Annotated in this window: 19 protein-coding genes; 9 read left to right on the top strand and 10 right to left on the bottom strand. The window is 66.2% G+C overall.

The features are described from left to right. The first annotated feature begins 2 nt into the window (after nucleotides 1–2). From JYG34_RS04405 to JYG34_RS04390, 4 genes are all read left to right on the top strand, one after another. Nucleotides 3–674 (top strand): heavy metal response regulator transcription factor, encoded by a 672-nt coding sequence (locus JYG34_RS04405; RefSeq protein ID WP_213659635.1) that lies wholly within the window; start codon nucleotides 3–5, stop codon nucleotides 672–674. A 147-nt stretch (nucleotides 675–821) separates the two neighbouring features. After that, nucleotides 822–2,243 carry a heavy metal sensor histidine kinase gene (locus tag JYG34_RS04400; RefSeq protein WP_213659634.1) on the top strand — a complete coding sequence of 474 codons (1,422 nt, stop codon included), beginning with the start codon at nucleotides 822–824 and terminating at the stop codon, nucleotides 2,241–2,243. A gap of 130 nt (nucleotides 2,244–2,373) precedes the next feature. Further along, a complete protein-coding gene (locus JYG34_RS04395) occupies nucleotides 2,374–2,589 on the top strand; it encodes a hypothetical protein (RefSeq protein ID WP_213659633.1) in 216 nt (71 codons plus the stop codon). Between the two features lie 256 nt (nucleotides 2,590–2,845). After that, nucleotides 2,846–4,105 carry an OprD family porin gene (locus JYG34_RS04390; RefSeq protein ID WP_434011675.1) on the top strand — a complete coding sequence of 420 codons (1,260 nt, stop codon included), beginning with the start codon at nucleotides 2,846–2,848 and terminating at the stop codon, nucleotides 4,103–4,105. 182 nt (nucleotides 4,106–4,287) lie between these two features. Here the strand turns inward: JYG34_RS04390 and JYG34_RS04385 are convergent, their stop codons facing one another. Both JYG34_RS04385 and JYG34_RS04380 read right to left on the bottom strand, forming a co-directional pair. Beyond that, on the bottom strand, nucleotides 4,288–4,539 hold the full coding sequence (locus tag JYG34_RS04385; RefSeq protein WP_213659631.1) for a DUF3077 domain-containing protein: 252 nt from the start codon (nucleotides 4,537–4,539) through the stop codon (nucleotides 4,288–4,290). Beyond that, nucleotides 4,536–4,739 (bottom strand): hypothetical protein, encoded by a 204-nt coding sequence (locus tag JYG34_RS04380; RefSeq protein ID WP_213659630.1) that lies wholly within the window; start codon nucleotides 4,737–4,739, stop codon nucleotides 4,536–4,538. Before JYG34_RS04380 ends, JYG34_RS04385 begins: the two co-directional genes overlap by 4 nt. Before the next feature lie 189 nt (nucleotides 4,740–4,928). Between JYG34_RS04380 and JYG34_RS04375 the strand changes: the two genes are divergently transcribed. Further along, nucleotides 4,929–6,434, top strand: a complete 1,506-nt coding sequence (locus JYG34_RS04375; RefSeq protein WP_213661112.1) for a sensor domain-containing diguanylate cyclase — start codon at nucleotides 4,929–4,931, stop codon at nucleotides 6,432–6,434. 109 nt (nucleotides 6,435–6,543) lie between these two features. Here JYG34_RS04375 and JYG34_RS04370 read toward each other — a convergent pair whose 3' ends face one another. Then, nucleotides 6,544–7,020, bottom strand: a complete 477-nt coding sequence (locus JYG34_RS04370; RefSeq protein ID WP_213659629.1) for a ferritin-like domain-containing protein — start codon at nucleotides 7,018–7,020, stop codon at nucleotides 6,544–6,546. A 205-nt stretch (nucleotides 7,021–7,225) separates the two neighbouring features. Here JYG34_RS04370 and JYG34_RS04365 point away from each other — a divergent pair, with 205 nt between their 5' ends. Continuing rightward, nucleotides 7,226–7,447 carry a DUF3820 family protein gene (locus tag JYG34_RS04365; RefSeq protein ID WP_213659628.1) on the top strand — a complete coding sequence of 74 codons (222 nt, stop codon included), beginning with the start codon at nucleotides 7,226–7,228 and terminating at the stop codon, nucleotides 7,445–7,447. Between the two features lie 39 nt (nucleotides 7,448–7,486). Here the strand turns inward: JYG34_RS04365 and JYG34_RS04360 are convergent, their stop codons facing one another. The 3 genes from JYG34_RS04360 to ptsP are packed head-to-tail and all read right to left on the bottom strand — an operon-like array spanning nucleotide 7,487 to nucleotide 13,004. Beyond that, a complete protein-coding gene (locus JYG34_RS04360; RefSeq protein ID WP_213659627.1) occupies nucleotides 7,487–9,202 on the bottom strand; it encodes a PTS fructose-like transporter subunit IIB in 1,716 nt (571 codons plus the stop codon). After that, on the bottom strand, nucleotides 9,202–10,149 hold the full coding sequence (pfkB, locus tag JYG34_RS04355; RefSeq protein ID WP_213659626.1) for a 1-phosphofructokinase: 948 nt from the start codon (nucleotides 10,147–10,149) through the stop codon (nucleotides 9,202–9,204). Before pfkB ends, JYG34_RS04360 begins: the two co-directional genes overlap by 1 nt. A gap of 2 nt (nucleotides 10,150–10,151) precedes the next feature. Further along, nucleotides 10,152–13,004 carry a phosphoenolpyruvate--protein phosphotransferase gene (ptsP, locus tag JYG34_RS04350; RefSeq protein WP_213659625.1) on the bottom strand — a complete coding sequence of 951 codons (2,853 nt, stop codon included), beginning with the start codon at nucleotides 13,002–13,004 and terminating at the stop codon, nucleotides 10,152–10,154. On the opposite strand from ptsP, the gene JYG34_RS04345 reads away from it, so the two are divergent. From JYG34_RS04345 to JYG34_RS04335, 3 genes are all read left to right on the top strand, one after another. Then, complete coding sequence (locus tag JYG34_RS04345) at nucleotides 13,003–13,149, top strand: hypothetical protein (protein WP_213659624.1); 147 nt, start codon at nucleotides 13,003–13,005, stop codon at nucleotides 13,147–13,149. The two genes, ptsP and JYG34_RS04345, sit on opposite strands and share 2 nt — an antisense overlap. Nucleotides 13,150–13,300: 151 nt before the next feature. Then, nucleotides 13,301–14,296 carry a catabolite repressor/activator gene (cra, locus tag JYG34_RS04340; protein ID WP_213659623.1) on the top strand — a complete coding sequence of 332 codons (996 nt, stop codon included), beginning with the start codon at nucleotides 13,301–13,303 and terminating at the stop codon, nucleotides 14,294–14,296. Nucleotides 14,297–14,298: 2 nt separating this feature from the next. After that, nucleotides 14,299–15,075, top strand: a complete 777-nt coding sequence (locus JYG34_RS04335; RefSeq protein ID WP_213659622.1) for a TatD family hydrolase — start codon at nucleotides 14,299–14,301, stop codon at nucleotides 15,073–15,075. 158 nt (nucleotides 15,076–15,233) lie between these two features. On the opposite strand, the gene JYG34_RS04330 is transcribed toward JYG34_RS04335, so the two are convergent. The 4 genes from JYG34_RS04330 to JYG34_RS04315 form a co-directional block, all read right to left on the bottom strand. After that, entirely contained in the window at nucleotides 15,234–17,246 is a 2,013-nt protein-coding gene (locus JYG34_RS04330; protein ID WP_213659621.1) for a methyl-accepting chemotaxis protein, read from the bottom strand. 223 nt (nucleotides 17,247–17,469) lie between these two features. Then, nucleotides 17,470–18,300, bottom strand: coding sequence for a regulatory signaling modulator protein AmpE (gene ampE / locus JYG34_RS04325; RefSeq protein WP_213659620.1), 831 nt, complete (start codon nucleotides 18,298–18,300; stop codon nucleotides 17,470–17,472). Continuing rightward, nucleotides 18,297–18,863 (bottom strand): 1,6-anhydro-N-acetylmuramyl-L-alanine amidase AmpD, encoded by a 567-nt coding sequence (gene ampD / locus JYG34_RS04320; RefSeq protein ID WP_213659619.1) that lies wholly within the window; start codon nucleotides 18,861–18,863, stop codon nucleotides 18,297–18,299. Before ampD ends, ampE begins: the two co-directional genes overlap by 4 nt. Nucleotides 18,864–19,100: 237 nt before the next feature. After that, the gene (locus JYG34_RS04315) at nucleotides 19,101–21,257 is read right to left on the bottom strand and encodes a DUF1631 domain-containing protein (RefSeq protein ID WP_213659618.1); all 2,157 of its coding nucleotides are present in this window, start codon (nucleotides 21,255–21,257) and stop codon (nucleotides 19,101–19,103) included. Nucleotides 21,258–21,319 lie beyond the last annotated feature (62 nt).

Here is a 21,319-nt window from a genome sequence, read left to right as displayed (position 1 = left end):
CCATGCGTGTGCTGATCATCGAAGACGAAGAGAAAACCGCCGACTACCTGCATCGCGGCCTGAGCGAACAGGGCTTCACCGTCGACCTGGCCCGCGACGGCATCGACGGCCTGCACCTGGCCCTGGAGGGCGACTACGCGGTGATCGTGCTCGACGTGATGCTGCCGGGCCTGGACGGTTACGGCGTACTCCGCGCACTGCGGGCACGCAAGCAGACGCCAGTGATCATGCTCACCGCCCGCGAGCGGGTCGAGGACCGCATCCATGGGCTGCGCGAAGGCGCCGACGACTACCTGGGCAAGCCGTTCTCGTTCCTCGAACTGGTCGCCCGCCTGCAGGCGCTGACCCGGCGCAGCGCCATTCACGAACCCTTGCAGATCCAGGTGGCCGACCTGTGGATCGACCTGATGGCGCGCAAGGCCACCCGCGCGGGGCAACGCCTGGACCTCACCGCCAAGGAGTTCTCGCTGCTCAGCGTGCTGGCCCGACGCCAGGGCGAGATCTTGTCCAAGACCGCCATCGCCGAACTGGTCTGGGACATCAACTTCGACAGCGACGCCAATGTGGTCGAGGTGGCCATCAAGCGCTTGCGGGCCAAGCTCGACGGGCCGTTCGACAACAAGCTGCTGCATACCATTCGAGGCATGGGTTATGTCCTGGAGCACCGTGCGTGACTTGCAGGCGATCGAGAGATCCGTAGGAGCGGCTTCAGCCGCGATGCAGGCACCGCGGTGCCTGGCACCCGCCATGCGGGTGATCGCGGCTAAAGCCGCTCCTACGCAATCGCGCCAAACCAACAGCACCCCGATGAGCAGCCGCAAATGATCCAAGGCCATCTCCCTACCAAACCCGGCAACTCCATCGCCCTGCGCCTCTCGGCCCTGTTCACCCTGGTGGCCCTGGCCGTGTTCGTGCTGATCGGCAGCGCCCTGTACCGCCAGGTCGACCGCAGCCTCGACCTGCTGCCGGCCGCCGAACTGGACGCTCGTTTCAGCGTGCTCGAATCCACCCTCAACCGCTTTGGTACCCCCGAGCACTGGGCCAAGATCAACAACAAGCTCAACCTGCTGAGCGAAGAAGACCGGCGTATCCGCTTCTGGGTGGTCAGCAGCGACCCGGCCTTCGAATACGGCCACCCCACCGAACAGGTCCGCGCCTTCGCCGAGGGCGCGCCGGGCATGCGCGACCTGCGCCTGGCCAGCAGCCCCTACCCGTACAAAGTGCTGGTCAGCGCGTTGCCGGCATTGGGTGACCGCCCGCCGCTGCGCTTCCTGATCGGCATCGACACCGAGACCTTCTGGCAGGCCCAGCACAGCCTGCTGGTGGCCATCGTCGGCCTGGCCGCCTTCGGCGTGCTGCTGGCCTCGCTGCTCGGCTACTGGGTAGCGCGCATCGGCCTCAAGCCCCTGCAAGCCCTGTCGGACGAAGCCCAGGCCCTGGCCCCGCCGCGCCTGGACGGCCGCCTGCCGACCCACGACCTGCCCCCGGAACTGGCACAGTTCGCCGGCGCCTTCAACGCCGCCCTCGACCGCGTCACCCAGGCCTACTCACAACTCGAAGCCTTCAACGCCGACGTCGCCCACGAACTGCGCTCACCGCTGACCAACCTGATCGGCCAGACCCAAGTCGCACTGACCCGCGGGCGCAGCGCCGAACACTACTTCGAAGTGCTGCAATCCAACCTCGAGGAGCTCGAGCGCCTGCGCAGCATCATCAACGACATGCTGTTCCTGGCCAGCGCCGACCAAGGCAGCAAGGCCACCTCGCTGACCAGCGCCTCGCTGGCCGAGGAAGTGGCCACCACCCTCGACTACCTCGACTACATCCTCGAGGATGCCCAAGTCAGCGTCAGCGTCAGCGGCGACGCCCAGGCCTGTTTCGAAAAGGCCCAGCTGCGCCGGGCGCTGATCAACCTGCTGAACAACGCCGTGCAGCACACCGCGCCGCACCAGGTGATCCAGGTGCGCATCGAGGCGGGAGAGGAACAGGTCAGCATCGCCGTGAGCAACCCGGGGCCGGCAATTGCCGAGGAGCACCTGCCGATGCTGTTCGAGCGGTTCTATCGGGTGGATGCGGCGCGCAGCAACAGCGGGGGTGGCAACCATGGGTTGGGGTTGGCGATCGTCAAGGCTATCGCCGTGATGCATGGCGGCAATGTTTTCGTGCGAAGTGAGGCCGGCGCCAATACCTTTGGTATCAACCTGCCGAACGCTCAACTACGCGGGTTTGCGGTAAAAATCTGAAGTTATTCATCGTGATCATTACTTTTTGCGCAACAGTGCTTATCTAAACGGCCTCTGTTTCCCATGTGTTTACGGGACTAACTTAAGCCCTGTCTCCATTAGCACTTGCCCCGCAAGAAGGTTGCATCAAATGTCCAACAGTATGGGTATTGCCAGCGTGTTCGTCCTGTCTTCCCTGTTGTTGTCGCCCCTGGCCATGGCGGAAGAATCCCCGGCCTTCGTCGCCCGTAACGCCGAACTTGCCAGCGTTCACCAGGAAGCCTTCGCGGCACGCCAGGCCGACGCTGCCAAAGACGTGCAGCAGACCGCTTCCAAGGCGTCCGTCGACGACAACGCCGACAGCTGATCGGCCACACCCGCGTCTCCAGATTTCCCTTGGCTACACCATGGGCACCGCCTGTGACGATATGTTAGCCTTTCCAAGCCGCTGCCCCGCAGCGGCTTTTTTTATGTGTCGAAAATATCAGCCCGGCTGTTACGTCTCTAATAAGAAACTTGCAGGCACGACAATAAAAAACGGCCCCATCGCTTGACCAAAGGAGTTTGTACCGGTGTCTTTTGCGTTTCGTTTCACCCCGTTGTTCGTTGCATTGACCGCAACGATGCCCGTGGCCGCACAGGCCGATGAAGCCAAGGCTGATGGCTTCATCGAAGGTTCCACGCTGAACCTGCATTTCAGAAATGCCTACTTCAACCGCAACGAGAAGAATGCCCAGATCAAGGACAAGCGTGAGTGGGGCCAGGGTGCCGTCGCCCGCTTCGAGTCCGGCTACACGCCGGGCGTGATCGGTTTTGGCCTCGACGCCCATGCCATGGTCGGTTTGAAGCTGGACGGCGGTGGCGGCCACGCCGGCACCTCGATCCTGCCAAGTGCGCCGGAAGACAAAGCGCGCCACGCCTTCTCCACCGCTGGCGGCGCGATCAAGCTCAAGGGCTTCGACACCGAGTTCAAGGCCGGTGACCTGTTCCTCACCAACCCGGTGATCGCCGGTGGCGAAAGCCGCATGCTGCCGCAGACCTTCCGCGGCGTCGCCGTGACCAACCGCAGCATCGACGGGCTGATGCTCGAAGGCGGCAAGGTCAGCTTCACCAAGCCGTACAACCAGAGCGGCCACCGCCGCATCAACACCTACTACAGCAACCAGACGCCCGAGCAGGACAGCCAGAACCTGAGCTGGGCCGGCGCGTCGTGGAGCGGCACCGAGGGCGTCACCGCCAATGTCTACGCCGCCGAGCTGAAGGACATCTGGAACCAGTACTACGCCGACTTCGACTACACCTATCAGGTCAACGACCTGGTCAGCCTGAACCCGGGCGTGCACTTCTACCACACCCAGGACACCGGCCAGTCGAAGCTGGGCGACATCGACAACAACACCTGGAGCGTGCACTTCACCGTGGCCGCCGGGTACCACAGCGTCACCGCCGCCTACCAGCGGGTCAACGGCGACACGCCGTTCGACTACATCAACCTGGGTGACAGCATCTACCTGGACAACTCGCGCATGTATTCGGACTTCAACGCGCCGAACGAGCGTTCGTGGAAGCTGCAGTACAACTACGACTTCGCCGGCGTCGGCATCCCCGGCCTGACCTCGACACTGTCGTACTCGCGCGGCAAGGCCGACCTGACCAAGGCCAGCCAGGACACCCAGTACTACAACTTCTACAACCCCGAGGGCGAGAATGCCCGGCATTGGGAGCGTGACTTCGACGTGAAGTACGTGTTCCAGGAAGGCCAGCTGAAGGACCTGTCGGTGCTGCTGCGCTATGCCACGCACCGGGCCAACGCGGCGTACTCGTCGGTGTCGGACAACGACGAGTTCCGGGTGATCGTGGATTATCCGCTGAACGTGTTCTAACGCAGCCCCCACCTATGGGAGCAACTGCCTAGCAGTTTGCATTTGCCCTTGTGGGAGCGGCCTTGTGTCGCGAAAGGGCCGCAACGCGGCCCCCGCTTCCAGAGTGATGCACAGAATGCTGGGGCTGCTCCGCAGCCCTTTCGCGACACAAGGCCGCTCCCACATCGACAGCGTTTCCCGCCTCAACGGTTTCTGTTCAACCTGATCTCCAGGTCATTGATCAGGGCCTTGGCCATGGCGCTGAGCATTCGCGCCGCACTCCCCGCCAGCAAATCCCCTTCGAATTCTGCCTCGGTGGTCAGGTGCAGGATGCAGCCCTGCAACACCGAAATTTCATCGAACGCCCGGCTGAAGGGCACACCGGGCTGAACACGAAAACATTCGAGAAAGGTCTCCTCGCCTGCGGTGTAGCCGGGTTCGGGCTTTTCGCTCATGGCGCCACCTCCTGCGACCTGGCGTGTTCGAACAGGCATTGGAGCAGTTGGGCGAGGATACAGAGGTTGTCCACCAGCACTTCGGGGCGGTCTTCGGGGCTGAACGCCAGGTAGACATCGGCGGTCTTGTGGATCGTCGACATCAGGACCGCGGCGTGGTCCCGAACTTCGTCGACGGTGAGGTGATAGGTCCGAAGCAATGCTCGGCTGAAGCATTCGGTTGCAGATTCAGAATTGTCGTACGCCCCGCGATAGGTCTACTGAATCATTTCCGTCGGGCGGAACACCTTTAATCTTGTCCGACAATCCCCGCTTCCCTAGAATATCGCCCGCCGCTTTCCGGCCCACTCCCCATGGATCCCGGGGCTTATGCAGTTGCGAGCATGACGTTGCCCACCCGATCACCACGATCCGCCCTGTACAAGTCACACCCCGAGCTGATCCTCAACCTGGGCAGCTGCCTCGCCGTGCTCGCCATCGTGGCCATCGTCAGCTACCTGCTGGCCCGCGAGCGCGACAGCGTCGAACAGTCGGCGATGCGCTCGTCGAGCAACATCGTGCAACTGATCGAAAGCGACATCCTGCGCAACGTCGAGCTCTACGACCAGTCGCTCAAGGGCCTGGTCTGGGCAGTGCGCCACCCGGAATTGCTCAACGTGCCGCCCAAGCTGCGCCAGCAGATCCTGTTCAACCAGGCGTTCACCGCGCCCATCCGCGGCGACATCCTCTGGCTCGACAACAAAGGCGATGTGGTCGGCGACTCCACCAGCGTCATCCCGCGCCAGGCCAACTTCGCCGACACCGTGCCCTTCCAGACCCACCGCGACCACCCCGGCATGGGCCTGTTGATCAGCCCGCCGTTCAAGGCGCGCCTGGGCAACCTGGACTGGTGCATCAGCTTCAGCCGGCGAATCACCGGCAGCAACGGCGAATTCCTCGGCCTGGCCGCCGGCGCCTTGCGGCTGTCGTACTTCAACCAACTGTTCGAACGCCTGGACATCGGCGTGGACAGCAGCATCAACCTGCTCAACACCGACGGGCAGTTGCTGGCGCGCCAACCGACCCGCCCGCAGGATCCGCTGATCGGCGCCAGCTTCAGCGAACGCCCCAACTTCAAACGCATCCTCAGCGAGCGCAGCGGCAGCTTCACGGCCCGCTCCAGCACCCATGACGTCCAGCGCATCTACACCTTCGCCCGGGTTGCCGACCTGCCGCTGATCGTGCTGGTGGTGCATTCCTCGGACGAGGTGTTCCAATCGTGGCGGCGCACGGCGATCGTGGTCAGCGTGGCCACCGGCGTGCTGTGCATGGGCATTCTCTGGCTCACCCTGCTGCTGGGCCGCGAGCTGCGCCGTCGCCATGAAGCCGAGCAGGGCCTGGCGACCCTGGCCGCCACCGACAGCCTCACGGGCCTGGCCAACCGCCGTCGCCTGGACCAGGTGCTGCGTCAGGAATGGGCCCGCGCCCAGCGCAATCGCCGGCCGCTGGCGGTGCTGATGGTGGATGTGGACCATTTCAAGGCGTTCAACCAGCGCCATGGCCACGCAGGGGGCGACCACGTGTTGCGCGAGGTGGCCAAGACCATCGAGCTGTGCATAAGACGCCCGGCCGACCTGGCCGCGCGCTATGGCGGGGAGGAATTCCAGGTGGTGCTGCCGGAGACGGATCTTGCCGGCGCCCAGCTGTTGGCCGAGCGTATCCGGGGCAGCGTCGAGGCGATGCCGCCGTTCGGTGACGATGTGCGTGCGGTGACTGTCAGCGTGGGCATCGGCTTGCACATCCCGGGCACCCAGCAGGATCTGGCGGCGCTTCTAGGTGATGCGGACGAGGCGTTGTACCGGGCCAAGGCCAATGGTCGGAATCGGGTCGAGGGCCCCCAAGACCAGGCAATGTGAGCTTGGGGCTGCCTTGCAGCCCATCGCGGCTGAAGCCGCTCCTACAGAAACGGCGGACCACCTGTAGGAGCGGCTTCAGCCGCGATGGGCCGCAAAGCGGCCCCGAAGTTCAAGACCCAGCGCGCGCCGCGTTACGCAGCGCCCTCACCTGGTCATGATTGCGCTGCACGCCCTGCAGTTGCTTCTCTACCAGCACGTAGGTCGGATCGCTGACGCTACGCCCCAGCTTGACCAACTTTTCGCGAGCTTCCTTGTAGGCTTTGAGGGCATGGTCCTCGCCCCGCTCCACTTCATTGAGCACGGCGGTTTCATCCTTGCCGGTGACCATCGCCTTGAGGTTGACCCAGCCACGGTGCAAGTCACCGCTGATGCTGGTGCTGGTTTCCGGATCACCGCCCAGGCGACGCACTTCGCCCTGCAGCTCGCCTGCGGCATTGGCGCACTCACCGGCGCGCTGGACGAAGAACGCCTTGAGCTCGGGGTTCTTCACATCGTCGGCGGATGCCTTGAAGCCTTTCTCGCCATCCTTGCTGTATTCGATCAGGTCGTTGAGTACGTCGATCACGTCTTTGTTGGGATTGCTCATGGCAACTACTCCTTAGACAGGTGGAAGTCACCTGTACCGGAGCAGGCTTCATGCCAGCCATGAAACATAAAAATATTTGTTTAAAATCAACAACTTGAAATATCTCATCAAACGATGAAAAGCGGCGTTCTGCATGATCGCCGCTTGGGTCGTCGTGCAGATTGCAGTATGGTTCGCGGTCCAACCCTGCCCAGGCCCGAGCCCGATGAAACCCGAATCGCTGCAACTGCTGGTCACCCGCACCATGCCCTTCGGCAAGTACCAGGGCCGCTTGATCGCCGACCTGCCGGGCGACTACCTGGCGTGGTTCGCCCGCAAGGGGTTCCCGCCCGGCGAGCTGGGCGGGTTGCTGGCGTTGATGCACGAGATCGACCACAACGGGTTGGGCGACCTGTTGAAGCCGTTGCGGGGCAAGGCAGGGGCTTGAGCATTGCGCTTGATGGCCCCATCGCGGGGCCCTGCCGGCCTACCCTTTCGCCGGCGCCACGACCATTTCCACCTGCTCGCTCTTCTTGATCACGGCATACACCACCGCCGTCACCAGGCTCCCCGCCAGGATCGCCAGCAGGTACAGCAGCGCGTGGTTGATCGCGTTGGGGATCAGCAGCACGAACAACCCGCCATGGGGCGCCATCAGCTTGCAGCCGAAGTACATCGACAGCGCGCCGGTCAGCGCACCGCCGGCGATGCTCGCCGGGATCACCCGCAGCGGGTCCTTGGCGGCAAACGGGATCGCGCCCTCCGAGATGAAGCACAACCCCAGCGCCAGCGCCGCCTTGCCGGCCTCGCGTTCGCTCTGGGCGAACTTGCGCCGGGCCAGGAAGGTGGCGATGCCCAGGCCGATCGGCGGTACCATGCCGGCGGCCATGGTCGCTGCCATCGGCGCGTAACTGGACGAGGCCAGCAACCCCACCGAAAACGCATAGGCCGCCTTGTTGATCGGGCCTCCAAGGTCGACGCACATCATGCCGCCCAGCAACAGCCCGAGCAGGATGGCGTTGGTGGTGCCCATGCTGTCGAGAAAGTGCGTGAGCCCTTCGAGCATCGCCGCCACGGGCTGGCCGACCACGTAGATCATCACCAGGCCGGTGAACAGGCTGGCCAGCAGCGGGATGATCAGGATCGGCTTGAGCGCCTCCAGGCTCGATGGCAGGCACACCCAGCGGGCGATGGCCTTGGCACTGTAACCGGCAAGAAAACCGGCGACGATGCCACCGATGAAGCCCGCGCCCAGGGTGCCGGCCAGCAGGCCGCCGATCATGCCCGGGGCCAAACCCGGGCGGTCGGCGATGGACCAGGCGATATAACCCGCCAGCAACGGCACCATCAGCTTGAACGCCGCCTCGCCGCCGATCTGCATCAGTGCGGCGGGCAAGGTGCCGGCCTCTTTGTAGGCCTCGATGCCGAACACGAACGACAGCGCGATCAGCAAGCCGCCGGCCACCACCATCGGCAGCATGAACGACACCCCGGTCAGCAGGTGCTTGTAGATGCCAGTCTTATCGGCCTTTTGCGGGGCACTGGCAGCGCTGCTCTCGACCTTGGCCTGGTTCAGTGCATTGTCCAGGGTGGCGCGGGCCTGCTTGAGGGCGATGCCGGTGCCGCAGCGGTAGATGCGCTTGCCGGCGAAGCGGGCCGTGGGCACCTCGATATCGGCGGCCAGCAGCACCACGTCGGCTTCGGCGATGGCTTCGCCAGACAAGGGATTGCGCGCACCGACCGAGCCCTGGGTTTCGACGGTGAGCTGGTAGCCCAGCGCCTGGGCAGCCTGCTGCAGGGCCTCGGCGGCCATGAAGGTGTGTGCCACGCCCGTGGGGCAGGCGGTCACCGCGACGATCTTCACCGCAGCGCTGGCCACGGCCGGGGTCACTTCCTGAACCTGTGCCTTGACCGCCGCCTCATCGAGGAAACCTTCGCGGTCCGCCAGGGCCTGGGCCGGGGTGCTCTGGTACAGGCGCTTGCCGGCGAAGCGCGCCAGGTCCACCGGGCCGGTGCTGACCACCAGCACCCAGTCGGCTTCGGCGATCTGCGCCGGGGTCAGGCGGCGTTCCGGGTGGTCGGCGTCCTGCACTTCGACGCTGGTGCTCCAGCCGCGGCGCTGGGCGGCGGCGGCCAGCAGGCGCGCGCTGAGCACGCTGGAAACCTGGCCGTTGGGGCAGGCGGTGACAATGGCGATATTCATCAGCAGCCCTCTTCTTGTTGTTCTGTCAGCTGTACACCGGCTTGCAACCGCGCCAGCTGGTCACGGTCGTTGATGCCGAAACCAACCTGGGTCACCGCCTGGGCGGCGATGGCCGTGGCGCGGCGCAAGGTGTCTGCGGCGGGCTCGCGTTGCAGCAGGCCATGGACCATCCCGGCCACCAGCGAGTCGCCCGCGCCCACGGTGCTGGCAATGCTCACCTGAGGGGGTTGGGCGTGCAGCGCCAGGCCACTGGCGAACCAGTTCACGCCCTGCTCGCCCTGGGACACCACGACATGTTCGATGCCAGAGGCCAGCAACTGCTGGGCGGCGGCGCGCTGTTCGGCCAGGGTGTTCACCGCCAGCCCCAGCACCTCGCCCAGTTCCTCGGTGTTCGGCTTCACCAGCCACGGCATCGCCTGCAAGCCGGCACGCAGGGCTTCGCCGCTGCTGTCCAGCGCCACCTTCAGGCCTTGGGCCTTGAGGGTATCCAGCAGTGCGCGCAGCCACTGCGGGCTGATGCCGCGCGGCAGGCTGCCGGCCACCACCACCGCGTCATGGCCGGGCGCGATCTGCGCAAGCCGGCGCAGCAATTCGGCCTGAGCCGCTTCGTCCACCTGCGGGCCCTGGCCGTTGATGTCGGTGACCCGGCCATCGGCTTCCACCAGCTTGATATTGCTGCGGGTCTCGCCCGGCACGCGCACGAAGCAATCGGTGAAACCGCGGCGCTCGATCAGCGCCTCGAAAGGTTGCAGGTTGTCGCGGCCCAGAAAACCGCCGACGGTGACATCGTGCCCCAGGTCGGCCAGCACCTGGGCGACGTTCAAGCCTTTGCCGGCAGCGTGGCTGTACTGGGCCTGGCTGCGGTTGACCTGGCCGGGGCGCAAGTGATCGAGGCTGACGGTGATGTCCAGCGCGGGGTTGAGGGTGAGGGTGAGGATCTTGGCCATTATCAATAACGCTCCACCAGCGCCCGGACCGCTTCGGCGCTGTCTTGTCGCAGGGCCTCGCGCGCCAGGGCACGGGCCGTCGAATGGTCGGCCTGGCGTACCAGGGCCTTGACTTCAGGGATGCTGCGGGCGGACACGCTCAGCTCGTCCACCTCCAGGCCCAGCAGCACGGCGACCGCCTGCGGGTCGGCCGCCAGCTCGCCGCACACGCCCACCCACTTGCCTTGGGCATGGGCGGCGCGCACGGTCATGTCGATCAGGTTGAGCACCGCCGGGTGCAGGCCGTCGGCCTGGGCCGACAGGCTCGGGTGGCCGCGGTCGATGGCCAGGGTGTACTGGGTGAGGTCGTTGGTGCCGATGCTGAAGAAGTCCACTTCGCGGGCCAGTTGCGGCGCCAGCAAGGCGGCCGAGGGCACCTCGACCATGATGCCGACCTGCAGGTCGCCGACCGGGATCTCCCGGCGCAGGCGCTCGACCATGGCCTTGGCCGCGCGCCACTCGTGAACCTGGCCGACCATGGGGAACATGATCCGCAGCGGCCGGTCGCCGGCGGCGCGCAACAGGGCGCGCAACTGGTCCTCCATCACCTGGGGCCGTTGCAGGGTCAGGCGCACGCCGCGCACGCCGAGGAAGGGGTTGTCCTCCGCCGCGATGGGCCAGTAGGGCAAGGGCTTGTCGCCGCCCACATCGAGGGTGCGCACCACCAGCGGACGACCGGCCAGAGCATCGAGCACGCGGCGGTACTCGGCCTCTTGCGTGGCCACGTCGGGCGCCTGGGGGTGGGCCATGAAGATCAGTTCGGTGCGCAGCAGGCCGACACCTTCGGCGCCCTGCTCCACCACCTTGTCGATACCGTTGCTTTCGCCGATGTTGGCTACCACTTCCACGCGGTGGCCGTCACGGGTGACCGCAGGCTCATGGCGATTCGCCCAGGCGGCTTGCAGGCGCTGTTCGCGGGCATCGCGCTCGGCCAGGGCACGCTGCAGTTCATCGGTGGGCGGTGCGACCACCACTCGGCCACGCTGGCCGTCGAGCAGCAGCGGTGTGCCATTGTCCAGCAACAGCACCGCCGCGCCTGCCCCCACCACAGCCGGGATGCCCAGGGCACGGGCGACGATAGCGCTGTGGGCGGTGGCGCCGCCCTGGGCGGTGACGATACCGGCGACCCGGGCCGGATCCAGGCGCGCCACATCCGACGGGCCGACCTCGGCCATCACCAGCACGTAGGGTTGTTCGGGCGCCGGGGTGTCCTGCACGCCGCACAGCTGCGCCAGCACCCGGCGACCGATATCGCGCAGGTCGGCGGCGCGTTCGGCCAGCAGGGCATCGTGCAGCGCCTCCTGCTGGCGTGCGGCGGCTTCGATCACAGCCATCCAGGCGGCTGCGGCACTCCCGCCCTGGGCCAGGCGCGACTCGACTTCGTCGGTCAGGGCCGGGTCGGCGAGCATTTCCTGGTGGGTGACGAAGATCTCGCCAATGGCCTTGTCGCTGCGCTGCACCAGTGCCTGCAGGTCGCCGTGCACCGCTTCGATGGCGTGGCGCAGCTTCAGTCGTTCCTGGGCCGGGGATTCGCCGCGCAGTGGATAGTCGATCTCTCGCTCGACACAGACGTGGGCCGGGCCGCTGGCGATGCCCGGCGAGGCGGCGACACCTTGAAGGTGGCTGCCTGGAATCGGTGCCTGCAGGGCTTCGGCCGCTGGCTCGGCGGTCGGCGGCACGATCTCCGGCAGCGGCTCGACCTCCTCGCCCAGGCCTTGCTCGATGGCCGCCAGCAGCACCGGCAGGGCATCGGCGGCGATGGCCGGCTCGGCGATCAGTTCCAGTGTCTGGCCACGGCGCGCGCCCAGGCTGAGCAGCTTGCTCAGGCTCTTCACCGATACCGCGGGCTGGGCACTGTCGAGCAGGCGCACCCGCACTTCGCCCTCGAAGCCCTTGGCCAGTTGCGCCAGCACCTTGGCCGGACGGGCATGCAGGCCATGAGGGTTGGCCAGCACCACACGGCCACTGGGCCAGTCGGCGGGCGCCTCGCCACCGAGCACTTCGAGCACGGCGCGGCTGCTGGTGGCCTGGTAGAGCGTCTGCCCACGGCCTTCGATCAGCACTTCGCACAGGCGCTCGAGCAGCGCTTCGTGAGCGGCGCCGAGGCTGGCCAGGCAGAACAGGCCATTGAGCGGCTGGTCGCGGTAGCGCAGGGGTTGTTGTGGGGTGATGAAGGCCAGGCCAGGCTGCAACACTTGGCGCTCGCTGTGCAGCCACCACAGGCCCTCGCCCAATGGCAGTGGTTCGGCTTGTTGCAGCACGGCGGCAAAACCGCTGTCGACACACCCGGCGCGTTGCAGCAGGCGGGCGCCGCGCCAGGCCAGCTCGTCGAAATCCTCGGCCGCAAGGCCCAGGCCGACCAGTTGCGCGTCCAGCGCCAGCTCGCGGGGGGCGCCTTGCAACAGCTTGAGCAGCGCTTCGGCGGAACTGGCCCGGCGCAGGGCCTCGGCCAGGTCGGTTTCGCCCAGGGCGCGGGTCAACAGTTGCAGCAAGCGCAAGTGCTCGTCGGAGCGCGCGGCAATGGCGATGGCGAGGTAGACGATCTGGCCGTCGCCCCAATCTACGCCCTCGGGAAACTGCATCAGGCGCACGCCGGTGGCGAATACCTGGTCACGGGTGTGCGGCGTGCCATGGGGGATGGCGATGCCCTGGCCGAGGAAGGTCGAGCCCTGCGCCTCGCGGGCGCGCAGCCCTTCGAGATACCCCTCGGCCACCAGCCCATCGGCCACCAACCGCCCGGCCAGCAACGCCAGCGCCTCGCCCTTGTCGACGGCCTTCTGACCCATGGCAATCTGCTCCACGGCAAGCTCGAGCATGACCTTCTCCTTTTGCGGCGCCCACGTCGGCGACCCAGGTATTGTTGTGAATTTGGCGGCCAAATACCGCTCGAACGATCAGCATGGCGGGCAAACAACTGGTTTCTCGGCAGAAAAAATTCCAGTGCTGAATCGTTTAATCTGACCAAGTGGCCACGTTACTCGATAATCTTCCGACGAAAAAGCCCCATCCTGTCGGACAATTGCGACAATGGTCGTCTGCGCGCGGGCCTGCCGATGGGTGAAACTACCCGGTCAGGCAAGCAGTCAGCCCCGGAAATAACAAGGAAAATTCGGTGAAACTCAGCGATATCGCCCGTCTGGCCGGTGTGTCCGTGACCACCGCCAGCTACGTCATCAATGGCAAGGCCGAACAGCAGCGCATCAGCAACAGCACCGTCGAGCGCGTGCGCGCGGTGGTCGAGGCCCATGGCTTCACCCCCAACCCCCAGGCCGCCGGCCTGCGCAGCCGGCACACGCGCACACTGGGCTTCATTCTCCCGGATCTGGAGAACCCCAGCTACGCCCGCATCGCCAAGCAACTGGAACAAGGGGCCCGGGCCCGTGGCTACCAGTTGCTGATCGCCAGCAGCGACGACCAGCCCGACAGCGAGCGCCAGTTGCAGCAACTGTTCCGCGCGCGCCGCTGCGACGCGCTGTTCGTCGCCAGCTGCCTGCCACCGGAGGACGACAGCTACCGCGAGCTGCAAGCCAAAGGCCTGCCGGTGATCGCCATCGACCGGCGCCTGGACCCGGCACACTTCTGCTCGGTGATCAGCGACGACCGCGACGCCAGCCGCCAGCTGGCCCAGAGCCTGCTCAAGACCCAACCGCGCAGCATCGCCTTGATCGGCGCACGCCCAGAGCTGTCGGTCAGCCAGGCCCGCGCCGGTGGCTTCGACGAGGCCCTGCAAGGTTTTGCCGGTGACGTGCGGCGCTTCCAGGGCGAGGCCTTCAGCCGTGAGTGCGGCCAGCGCCTGATGCAGCAACTGATCGACGAGCTGGGTGGCCTGCCGGACGCGCTGGTGACCACCTCCTACGTGCTGCTGCAAGGGGTGTTCGACACACTCCAGGCGCGCCCGGCCGATTCGCGCCAGCTGCAGCTGGGCACCTTCGGCGACAACCAGTTGCTCGATTTCCTGCCGCTGCCGGTCAACGCCATGGCCCAGCAGCACGGCCTGATCGCCGCCACCGCGCTGGAGCTGGCGCTGGCTGCAATCGAGGAGAAGCGCTACGAACCCGGCGTGCACGCCATCGGCCGCACCTTCAAGCAACGTATCGCCCTGGCCTGACCATGCGCCTGATCGACACCCACACCCACCTCGACTTCCCCGACTTCGACGCCGACCGCGCGCAGTTGCTGGCCAACGCGGCGGCCCGCGGCGTGGAACGGGTGGTGGTGCTGGGGGTGTACCAGGAAAACTTTCAGCGCGTGTGGGACCTGGCCTGTCGCGACCCGCGTGTCTACGCCGCGCTGGGGCTGCACCCGATCTACCTCGACCAGCATCGCCCCGAGCACCTGGTGCAACTGCGCGAATGGCTGGAGCGCCTGCACGGTGATCCACGCCTCTGCGCGGTAGGCGAGTTCGGCCTGGACTTCTACCTGCCGGAACTGGACCCGGCGCGCCAGCAGGCGCTGTTCGAGGCCCAGCTGCAACTGGCCTGCGACTTCGCCCTGCCCTCGCTGCTGCACGTGCGCCGCAGCCATGCCCAGGTGATCGCCACGCTCAAGCGCTACAAGCCGGCGCGGGCGGGGATCATCCATGCCTTTGCCGGCAGCTATGAGGAGGCGCGGGAATACATCAGGCTCGGCTTCAAGCTGGGGCTCGGCGGCGCCGCCACCTGGCCCCAGGCGCTGCGCCTGCGCAAGACCCTGCCACGCCTGCCACTGGAGAGCGTGGTGCTGGAGACCGATGCGCCGGACATGGCGCCGGCGATGTTCCCCGCGCAGCGCAACAGCCCGGAACATCTGCCGGAGATTGCCGAGGCGCTGGCGGAGGTGATGGGGGTCGAGGTCGAAGCATTGGCCGAGGCCAGTAGCCGCAATGCCTGCGAAGTGTTTGGCTGGTAGCCGTTGCCCCCTGGGCATCGCCAGCAAGGCTGCGCTGAGGCTCTAGTTCCTGTGGGAGCGGGTCAGTCTCAAGACTTGCGCCGCACCTGTAGATACCGTCTTTGCCGGCGAATAGGCCACAAGACAGTTGCTACCACAGCTTCGATGCCTGCGTTGCGCTACACCCTGAACGCCCCGATCAGACGCTTGAGCTCCACCACCTGCGCCGACAGCGCCCGGCTGGCGTCCTCGGTCTGGCAGGCGCCCTCGGTGGTGTCCTGGGCCGCGCGGTTGATCGCCACGATGTTCAGGTCGATATCGTGGGCCACGGCCGTCTGCTGCTCGACGGCGGCGGCAATCTGCTGGTTCTGCTCGACGATCCCGCCCACCGCGCCAAGAATATTGCCCAACGCCTGCTGCACCTGACGCGCCTCATCGACGGTACCTGCAGCCATCTGGTGGCTGCTGCCCATCACCTTGACCGCCGCCCCGACACCATCACGCAAACGCTGGATCATCTGCGCGATCTCCTCGGTGGAGTCCTGGGTACGCCTGGCCAAGGTGCGCACTTCATCCGCGACCACGGCGAAGCCCCTGCCCTGCTCGCCGGCCCGGGCGGCCTCGATGGCGGCGTTGAGGGCCAGCAGGTTGGTCTGCTCGGCGATGCTGCGGATCACCTCCAGCACCCGCCCGATCGCCTGGCTGTCGCCCGCCAGCTGGTTGACCGCCGCCACGCTCTGGTCGATCTCGCCGGCCAGGCGGGCGATGCTGCCCTGCTGGCTCTCCACCAGGTCCCGGCCGGAGGCGCTTTCATGGTTGACCCGCTGCGCGCCCTCGGCGGCCAATGCCGCGCTGCGCGCGACCTCCAGTGAAGTGGCGCTCATCTGGTTCATCGCCGTGGCCACCTGCTCGATCTGCTCGCGCTGGCCGCTGACCGCCAGGTTGCTGCGGGCCGACACCGACAGCACCTGGCCGGCCTGCTCCTCGACCGTGGTCACGGTGTGGCCCACCTGCTCGATCAGCCCGCGGATGCGCCGCACGGTTTCGTTGAAACCCCGCCCCAACTCGCCAAGCTCGTCCTGGCTGCGGGCCTGGAAGCTGACCGTCATGTCGCCGGCTGCCACCTTGTCCATGGCGCTGCCCAGGTTGCCGAGGGTTTCGCGGGTGGAAACGTAGAAACCGCTGTAGAGGTAGATGATCAACACGAACACTGAGGCCAGCGCGACCACCAGACCGATCATGCGCAGGCGATGCTCGCCAAGGCGCTCCTCGAGTTGCCCATGCAGGTGGGTCAGCACCGCGTCGTTGAGGCGGTAGGTCTGGGCCATCAGGTCGCTGGTCTGCTGGTAGAAACCGGCCCACGGTGTGTCCAGGCTTTCGGCCACCACCACCTGGTCCTCGAACAGCGTCGACGCCTGCTTGACCGTGGCCTGGCTGGCCTGGGCAACAGCGGCGAGTGCGGCCTTGGCGCCGGCATCGCTGGCCAGGGCATCGTCGAGGCGAATGGCATAGTCGGCGGACAACCGTTCCAGGCGCTGCAACAGGTCTTCGAAACGAGCACTGCCGGAGGAATCCATGAAGCCGCGCCCCAGGGCCACCGCTCCCATCGCCCGGCCCTCGCCCAGCGCCTGGGTGACCTGCGCGGTGGCGCTGCCGACCAATTCGCCCATCTGGCGCACCGAGGCCTGGCTATCCTGGCTCAGGCCTGCCTGGCTGGCGACCAGCTTGCCCAGTACCTGGGCCTGGGCCAGAAGCTTGTCGAACAGCGCCACCTTGTTCTGCAACGACGTCTCGCCACGCGCCTGGGCAAAGGCATCGGCCAGCTCGCCGCGCTTGGCCTCGATCACCGAATCGCTGCCCTTGAGCGCGTCGAGCTGGGCCTGGACCTTGTCCTGCAAGGTGGCGATGCGCGTCTCTACATCACCGGCCTGGCCCGACTGGCCGAGCACGGCATTGATCTGCAGAAGATTACCCAGGGTTTCCAGGTCGCCGCGCAGAGCCAGGCTGTCGCCCAGCGGCCCGAGGCCTTGCAGCTCGACGTGGGTGGCATGGAACTGGTTGTAGGCATCGCGCACCAGATAGAAGCTGGTGGCGAGCATGGGCAGGAAAAACAGGACGCTGATCAAGCTGAACTTCATGCCGAAGCTCAGGCGATTCATCAGTGCGATGGCCGGATAGAGCAGCTGCTTCACAGGTCACCTCCTTGAATTCTTGTTGTTCTGCGGGGTAGCACTAGGCCATCTATGGCCCAAGGCTTTGTATAGCGCAGATTGGAATCAAGGTTTGTAACTTATGGTTAAGTTCGCCTGTAGGAGCGGCTTCAGCCGCGATGGGTCATCGCGGTGCATGGCACCCGCTTCGCGGGTGATCGCGGCTGAAGCCGCTCCTACAAGGCGAACCAGGTGCCGCGAAGCCTCAGACCAGCACGGTCCACAGCGCAAAGCAGGCATACCAGAGTACCGCGCAGCGCAGCAGCAGTTCCCACAGGCTGTCCAGCCGCTCCAGCCCGCGCTGGCGGTCTTCTTCCTCGGGAATGTCGTCGGCCACCCGCCCGACCTTGGCCACCAGGTGCCCGGCGCTGATATGCCAGTCGAGCAGCTCGTGCAGCATCACCCGGGTGACCGCGACGAAATTGCCGACCAGGGCGAAACTCACCGCGATGACCCGCACCGGCAGCCAGTCCAGGGCATGGCGCAATTGCCCGGCCAGGGTCTGCAGCGCCGGCTGGCGGCTGTGGTCGGCGGTCAGGGCGAGCAGGCGATAGGCCAGCGCCGCGCCCGGCCCAAGCAGGAAGTACCAGAAGATCACCGCGAAGAAGCTCTGGTAGGCCTGCCACAGCAGATGCCCCTGGACCCGCTTGATCAGGCCCTGGGCATCATCGGCGGCCAGGCCCAGGTCGCGCTCGGCCACATGCAGCGCAGCCTGGTCGTCACCCCGGCGCCAGGCATCGCGGAACGGCCCGAGCGCCGCTTTCACATCGCCACGCCCCAGGCTGTACACCAGCACCAGCAAGTGCACCGGCAAGGCCAGCAGGCCATAAGCGACCGGCTCGAGCACGTGCAGCAGCAAGGCCAGCACCACCACCGGCGCCAGGATCAGGATGGCCAGGGTCCACCAGGGGTGGACCTTGCCGCTGCGCTCCAGGCGCACCAGTTCGCCGAGGAAGAAACCATCACGTTGCACGCGGTGGCGCAGGGCGGAGAACTTCTCGACCCACAGCGCCAGCACCAACACCAGGAAACTCATGCCTTGTCCTCGTTACGCTGCAGGGCGGCGCGGTAGCGCGGCCAGTCGAATGCCGGGCCCGGGTCGGTCTTGCGCTGCGGGGCGATGTCGCTGTGACCGCAGATGCGCTGCGGCCCGATCACCGGCCAGGCGCTGCGGATCTCGCGGGTCAGCTGCTCCAGGGTGGCGTACTGGGCATCGGTGTAGGGCAACTCGTCGGTGCCCTCCAGCTCGATACCGATGGAAAAGTCGTTGCAGCCCTCACGCGCCTCGAAGCGCGACACGCCGGCATGCCAGGCACGGTCGAGCAGCGAGACGAACTGGGTCGCCTGGCCGTCGCGCTCGACGAACAGGTGCGCGGACACCGTGAGGTGGTTGATGGTGGCGAAGTAGGGATGCTCGTCCGGGTCCAGGCGGTTCTGGAAGAACTGCTGAACCTTGCCGGTACCAAAGCAGGCCGGCGGCAGACTGATGTTGTGGATGACCAACAGCGAGATGGCCTCGCCGTCGGGGCGGGCGTTGAAGTTCGGCGAAGGGCAGTGGGTCACGCCGGAGAACCAACCGGTCGCACGGTCCAATTGCATGGAGCAGATCCTGAAAACACCGGGTACAGGACCGCAGTATGCCTCGCAGGCGCGGCCGATTGCATGTGAATCATTGTAAGAGCCGCAATGGGGCGCGAAGAATCGGATCGCATCGCCACCGCGGTGCCCTCTTCGCGGGTAACCCCCTCCCACAGGGACCGCGCCAGCCCCAGGATCGGCGTCGCACTTGTAGGAGCCGGCTTGCCGGCGAACGGTCCTATAGGCGCATCACTGGCGTCAGCGCCCTTGTTGCCGGCGCAAGTCCTCGAGCACCGCCTCCAGCGCCCGCTCGAACAGCAACCCGTCATCGAGCAGGCGAACCTCCCCCAGACGCAACGCCACGGCCAGCCCGGCACGGTTCCACTCACGTACCTTCATCCCGGTACGGTTGGCAAAGACGAAGCGGTCATTGATGTCCACACGTGCCACCAGCTTGCAGCGCAGCGGTTCGTCATCGTCCAGCACCTCGACCCAAGTACCGATACGCAGACGCTGCACCTGGCGCAACGCCGGTTCCTGCTCATCGAACCAAGGGCGTGGCCCGCAGGCCGGCTCGTCACTGATGGCCAGTACGATATCCTCCTCGACGCGGACCAAGGCCGACGCCCCCTGGGTCTCCCCCTCCCTCCCCGCGCACGCCTGCAGGTGCAGCTGTTCCAGTTGCTGGAAGAACTCACGGGTGGCCGCCGAGTCCAGCGCCACCCCCGCCAGCCCCTCACGCAATGCCTTGAGCAGGCCTGGCACCTGCTCAAGCAAGCGGCTCGGCTCAGGGGCCGGGACAATGCTGACGAGCAGGCTGTCGACGGTCGCCAACCCATCGGCCCACGCCGTCGAGGCCTCGCCCTGCTTGAGCCAGGCCAACATCAGCACCTGGCTCCAGGACTGCACCAGCATCCGTAGCACGCCCTCGGGCAACACTCGCCCCCGCAGGCGCAGGTTCAGCTCATGCTGTACCCGCTGACGGGCCAGCAGCGTGCGGACGCGACCTTCCTCAGCATCGCGGGTGCGTTGCTCGAACAACTCGTTGCGTCGCCGCTCGTCCTGGCTGAAGGCCAGGAACTCGTCGAGCAGTTCGCTGAACAGCCCGCAATCTTCGGAGAAATCATTGAGCAGCCGCTGGACGATGCGCTCCACCCGCAGGTGCAGGCTGTCACGCAGGCCGTCTGCGTCGCTCTCCCAGCCGATGGCCGTGGTGGCGATTTCGTTGAGCAGGCGCCGCGCCGGATGGCTGGCGCGGCAGAACAACGCCTTGTCGATCAAGGCAACCTTGAGCAGAGGAATGTGCAGGCGACCGATCAGCCCCCGCAGGCTGACGGGCAGGTTGTCGTCGACCTCGATGTAACCGAACAGCAGGCCCACCAGGTTGATCATGTCCTCGTCGTCGGTGGCGATACGCCGGCGCGTGCCGCTACGCACGCTGACCCGCAGCAGCAATTGCTCCAACTGCTGGCCGAGGTTGAAGTCGTCCGGCTCGCCAGCGCCAGGCACGTAATGCTGCAGGTGGGTGAGCAGGCGCAGCAGGTCGCTCGTGCCGATCGGCTGCGCCGAGCCCACGGCCTGCAGGCGCGGCGCGATGCATCCCCGCGAAGGTGCCAGAAGGCCCTGCACCGACGCGAAGAAGGCCTGCCCAGCCGTGTCGGCCCCCGCCTCGCCAGCTTGCACGGGGTTGTTTGGCACGCGCCGGGCAATGTCGCGCAGGTCCTCGGCGCGGCGGCGTGGCGCCGGTTGCAGGTCAGGCAGCACCCCGGCACTGGCCAGCAACTGGCCCGCCTCGCTGTACAGCAGATCGAGGTCACGCAACACATAGCGCTCGAAGAGCTTGAGCAGGACCATCTTGACGTTCGCCCCCACGCCCAGGTTGCGCCCGGCCGCCAGGAAATAGTCGCAGAGGCTGGCAGGGCCGAGCGGGTTGTGCCGCTCATTCAGGTCCCGACCGAGCAGCGCAGCAAAGCGCAGGCTCAATTGCTGGAGAGAGAAACCGTCACGCGACAGCACCCGGTCGACCATGGCCTGCACAGCGATGGCACGCTCCTGCTCGGCCTTGCCGTGGGCCACTGGCGCTGGTAGCAACGTATCGAACAGATCGGCCTGGCCAATGCTCGCAAACGCGTCGTAGAACAGGTCGAGGAACCCGCGCTCGATGCTCTTGCGCTTTAGCCGCAGGTCGCGCATGGCTTCGAAGTAAAGGTTCTGGTCGACTCGGGCAGCGGCCTTGTCGGCCATCTCGAAGAGGGTGTCGTCGGCATTGTCGAACAACGCCTGCAAGCCCTGGCGCAGCTGCAGGGCCGCCTTGTCGCGCACCTGCAGGAGCAACACGGGAAGGCTCGGCGAGGGCGTGCGCGCGCCCCGGTCGATGGCGGCCGCCAAGGGCACCACCTTGCCTTCTTTATGCATCCCGGACTCCTTGCTGGATGTAACGTCGTTCGATTGGAAGGGGTCGTCAAAGCTATGACGCC

This window comes from Pseudomonas entomophila, from assembly GCF_018417595.1.
Classification (GTDB): domain Bacteria; phylum Pseudomonadota; class Gammaproteobacteria; order Pseudomonadales; family Pseudomonadaceae; genus Aquipseudomonas; species Aquipseudomonas entomophila_C.
This window is presented reverse-complemented; position numbering and strand designations above follow the sequence as displayed.